5 protein-coding genes are annotated in these 3,860 nt (G+C 73.1%); 3 read left to right on the top strand and 2 right to left on the bottom strand.

All coding sequences use genetic code 11. The features are described 5' to 3' along the window. The 3 genes from AB0C69_RS39450 to AB0C69_RS39440 all read left to right on the top strand — a co-directional run. Nucleotides 1-610 (top strand): G5 domain-containing protein (locus tag AB0C69_RS39450; RefSeq protein ID WP_360361355.1); only part of this gene is annotated, 610 nt, incomplete at its 5' end. Nucleotides 611-703: 93 nt separating this feature from the next. Continuing rightward, nucleotides 704-1,273: a TerD family protein gene (locus AB0C69_RS39445; protein WP_345180622.1), complete on the top strand. Its 570-nt coding sequence runs from the start codon at nucleotides 704-706 to the stop codon at nucleotides 1,271-1,273. Between the two features lie 6 nt (nucleotides 1,274-1,279). Continuing rightward, on the top strand, nucleotides 1,280-2,893 hold the full coding sequence (locus AB0C69_RS39440; RefSeq protein WP_360361351.1) for a TerD family protein: 1,614 nt from the start codon (nucleotides 1,280-1,282) through the stop codon (nucleotides 2,891-2,893). Here AB0C69_RS39440 and AB0C69_RS39435 read toward each other — a convergent pair whose 3' ends face one another. Both AB0C69_RS39435 and AB0C69_RS39430 read right to left on the bottom strand, forming a co-directional pair. After that, on the bottom strand, nucleotides 2,894-3,361 hold the full coding sequence (locus AB0C69_RS39435; protein WP_360361348.1) for a DinB family protein: 468 nt from the start codon (nucleotides 3,359-3,361) through the stop codon (nucleotides 2,894-2,896). It abuts the gene before it with no gap. Nucleotides 3,362-3,377: 16 nt separating this feature from the next. Further along, on the bottom strand, nucleotides 3,378-3,860 hold a 483-nt coding region (locus AB0C69_RS39430), incomplete at its 5' end, for an SRPBCC family protein (protein WP_360361345.1).

The following is a 3,860-nucleotide window of genomic DNA, read 5'->3' as shown; positions in this document are numbered from 1 at the left end:
AACGGCCGGGCGGACGATTTCCTCCTATATATGGGGGGAATTCATGAGGCGCGCCATTCTTGTTGTGCTGGCGTCCGCCGCGCTCGTGCCGCTCGGCGCCTGCGGGACGGAAAAGGCCCCGGTCGAGGCGGGTCCGTCGAAAGCCGCGGCGAACACGTCCCCGTCCACCGGTGCGAGCGCGAGCTCTCCGACCACTCCGGCGGCGGTGAAACGCACGGTCACGGAAACGCGGAAGATCCCGTTCAGGACGAGAAAGGTGAACGACGCGTCCCTCGCCAAAGGCGCGACCAAGGTGCGCACTCGCGGGGCCGCCGGACTCAGGACCCTCACCTATGAGGTCACCGTCGCCAATGGCGTGGAGACGGATCGGAAACTGATCCGCGCGGTGGTCACCAGGCGCGCGGTCACCCGCGTCATCGCCGTGGGCACGAAGCGGGCACGGCGGTGCGACCCCAACTACACCGGCGCGTGCGTGCCGATCGCCGGTGACGTCGACTGCGCGGGCGGCAGCGGCGACGGCCCCGGCTACGTGGCGGGCCCCGTCCGCGTGGTGGGCAGCGACATCTACGACCTGGACCGTGACGGTGACGGCATCGCCTGCGACACCTGAGTCGTGAACCGGATGACAAGGAGCGGATCGGCTGAAAGGCTGTGCCCGCACCATGTTCGGGGTGCCTTCGGAAACAGCGAGGAGGCGACGGCCGTGACCGTCTCAATGGTGAAGGGCCAGCGGATATCGCTGGAGAAGCCCGGCGGTGCGCTCAGCATGGTCCGGATGGGACTCGGCTGGGACGCGGTGAAGAAGAAGGGCTTCTTCGGCTCCCGGGAACGGGAGATCGACCTCGACGCCTCCTGCGTGCTCTTCGCCGACGGGAACCTCGCCGACGTCGTCTACTTCGGCAAGCTGGTCAGCGACGACGGCTCGGTCCGGCACACCGGCGACAACCTCACCGGGGCGGGCGACGGCGACGACGAGTCCGTCATCGTCGACCTGGCCCGGCTGCCCGTGCACGTGACCTCGCTGGTGTTCACCGTCAGCTCCTTCAACGGGCAGACGTTCAACGAGGTGGAGAACGCCTTCTGCCGCCTCGTCAACGAGATCGACGGCGGCGAGCTGGCCCGCTACACGCTGACCGGCGGCGGCGCCCACACCGCCATGGTGATGGCCCGCCTCTACCGGCACGGCGAGACCTGGAAGATGAACGCGATCGGCGAGCCCTGCCACGGCCGCACCTTCCAGGACATGCTGCCCACGATCACCGGTCTCGCCTGACCGCCCATGGCCGAATTGTCGCCCGGCGCCAACGCACCGCTGTCCGCCCGGCGCGTGACCGCCACCGCGTCCTGCGCCGTCCCCGTCGACGTGAGCGCCCTGCTCGTGGGTCCCGGCCTGCGGGCGCGCTCCGACGCCGACCTGGTGTTCTACAACGCGCCCGAGGCGCCCGGCGTGCGCTGGTCCGGCGACGGCCGCCAGCGCGTCGAGGTCGACCTGGACGCGGTCCCCGCCGATGCCGCGGCGGTGCTGATCGCGGTCAGCCTGACCGGCGCGACGACCTTCGGCACGATGCCGCCGCCCCGGCTCGCCCTGACCTCCTCGACGGGTGACCCGCTCGTCGAGTTCACCGTCCCGGGTCTGGGCCCGGAGAGGGCCATCATCGGGCTGGAGCTCTACCGCCGTGACGGCCGCTGGAAGGTCCGGGCCGTCGGCCAGGGCTACGCCGGAGGCCTGGCCGAGCTACTCGAAGCGCACGGCATCGAGGTGGACGACCCGGGCGAGCCCGAACCGGCCCCCGCCGTGGGCCCGCCCCCGCCTGCCCCCTCACCCTCGGTCCCGCCGCCCGCGAGCCCGCCGCCCGCGGATTCGCGACCGCCGGCCCCGCCTCCGGCGTCGGAGGTCGGCTACGTCGAGCGGTGCTGGCTCGTCTGGGAGGACGCCAGCCGGTCCCTGGCGGCGTTCCACTCCTCCACCGAGCACGCGCTCGTCCTGCGCAACGAGGAGATCGCGGGGCGCAAGCCGCCGGGCGGCTTCCAGCGGCTCATGGAGGCGGCCGACCAGCGGCTCCGCGCCGACGCGGCGCAGCTCCGCGAGGAACTGGCCCGGGTGGAGCCGCAGGTCACCCCGGAGGCCGCGCCCTTCGACGCGCCGGCGTGGCTCACCTGGCAGCCCCGCGCCGACCTGGCCGAGGGCATGCTGCTCGGCCGCCTGTCGACCGCCGAGCTGCCCGCCCTGCAGGTGCCGCTCATCCTCCGGCTGCCGCTGCGGCGCGCCGTGTGGATCTCGCGGGGGACCATGCCGGGCGACTCGGCCGCCTACGCGTGGTCGCTGGTGACGCGGTTCCTGGCGGCCGTCCCGCCCGGGCTCGCCGGCCTTGAGGTGATCGACGCCGCGGGCCTGTCGGGCGCCGGCTGGCTGCACGGGTTCGATCCGTCCACCACGGCCCGCCTGCTCGGCGGCGGCGTGGCGACGGGCCCGGCGGCCGCCGAACGCCTCCGCCGCCTCCTCGACCTGGTCGACCTGCGCCGCATCGGCGGCGACGACGGTCCGGCCGCGGGACCGCCGCTGCGCATGGTCGTCGTCATGGACGCCGGCGCCGCGCTCGACGGCGAGGAGGCCCACCACCTCCTGCGCCTGGTCGAGGACGGCCCCCTGGTCGGGGTCCCGGTGCTCCTGGTCGAGACCGACACGCCCGCGGCGGAGTCGGTGCGCACCATGCGCGTCCGGCAGTCCTGCAACGACCTGCCCTCCAGCGAGGGCTCCATCGGCGACTCGTGGGTGGGCGCGGAATGGACGCTGACCCCCGACGTCCTCCCGGACACGGTGGGCGGCTCCCGGGCTCCCGCCCTGTTCGCCCACGTCCTCGGCATCCACGCCCGCGCCGGCACGGCGCCGTAGTCACGCCTCCAGGGCAAGGATCTGCCGGGTGTGTCCGGGCAGCTCCGTCTCCGCGAGACCGCCGAGGAGGGCGCGCAGGGGCACGGGCTGGTCGACCAGGAGGTCGCCGTTGGACACGAGCCGGGTGGGCACCAGGGTGTCGAGTTCCGCGTCGTCGAGCATGGGCCCGAGCGCGCAGAGAGCGTCCGCCTGGGACGCGATGCGGTCCCGGAGCCCCGCGCCGCCGCCGGCCTGCGCGACGACGCGCTCGATGGTCCAGGCCTCCTGGGCCATGCGGTTGTCGTAGGTCGCGATCGCGGCCGAGGCGACGGCGGAGACGGCGCTGATCGTGACGGCGCTGACGATGCTGACGTGCGCCAGGATCTGCTCCAGGTTCCATTCGCCCGGCGGCGGGACGGCATCGGAGTCGGCCGCGGCGGCGGCGTCGAGCAGAGCACGGTAGGCGTCCCGCAGCGGAGCGGTGTCCATGATGTCTTCCTTCTCGTCAGGCCTGCGTACCGGCCATCTCCCACGGCACCTGCGGGAGGACGTCGCCGGTCTCCAGCAGCGACTTGAGGTTGGCCACGACGGCCGGCCACCCCTGCGAGATGCCGTTGAGCATCTCCTCGTTGGGAAGGTTCTCGTGGGTCACGGTGAGCCGGACGATGTCGTGGTGCGGCTCGACGAGGAAGGTGACGACCGACGCTTCCCTGGGCGGCTCGACGCCGGGGGAGTCCTCGAAGGTGATGGCCAGGCGGGTCGGCGGTTCGGCCACCAGCACCCGGCCGACGCCGTCGACCACCCCTGACCCGTCGGAGCGCCGGTGCTCCCAGGGCGAGCCCGGCCGCCAGTCGGAGATGTTCTCGTGCCCCCAGTACCGCGCCGTCAGGTCCGCGTCGGTCAGGGCGCGCCACACCTGCTCGGCGCTCGCGCGGATGTAGGTGACATAGACATAGGTCGGGACGGTCGTCGGTTCGCCGGTCATGGC

This window comes from Actinomadura sp. NPDC048032 (assembly GCF_040653175.1).
GTDB classification, from domain to species: Bacteria; Actinomycetota; Actinomycetes; order Streptosporangiales; family Streptosporangiaceae; genus Spirillospora; species Spirillospora verrucosospora.
This window is presented reverse-complemented; position numbering and strand designations above follow the sequence as displayed.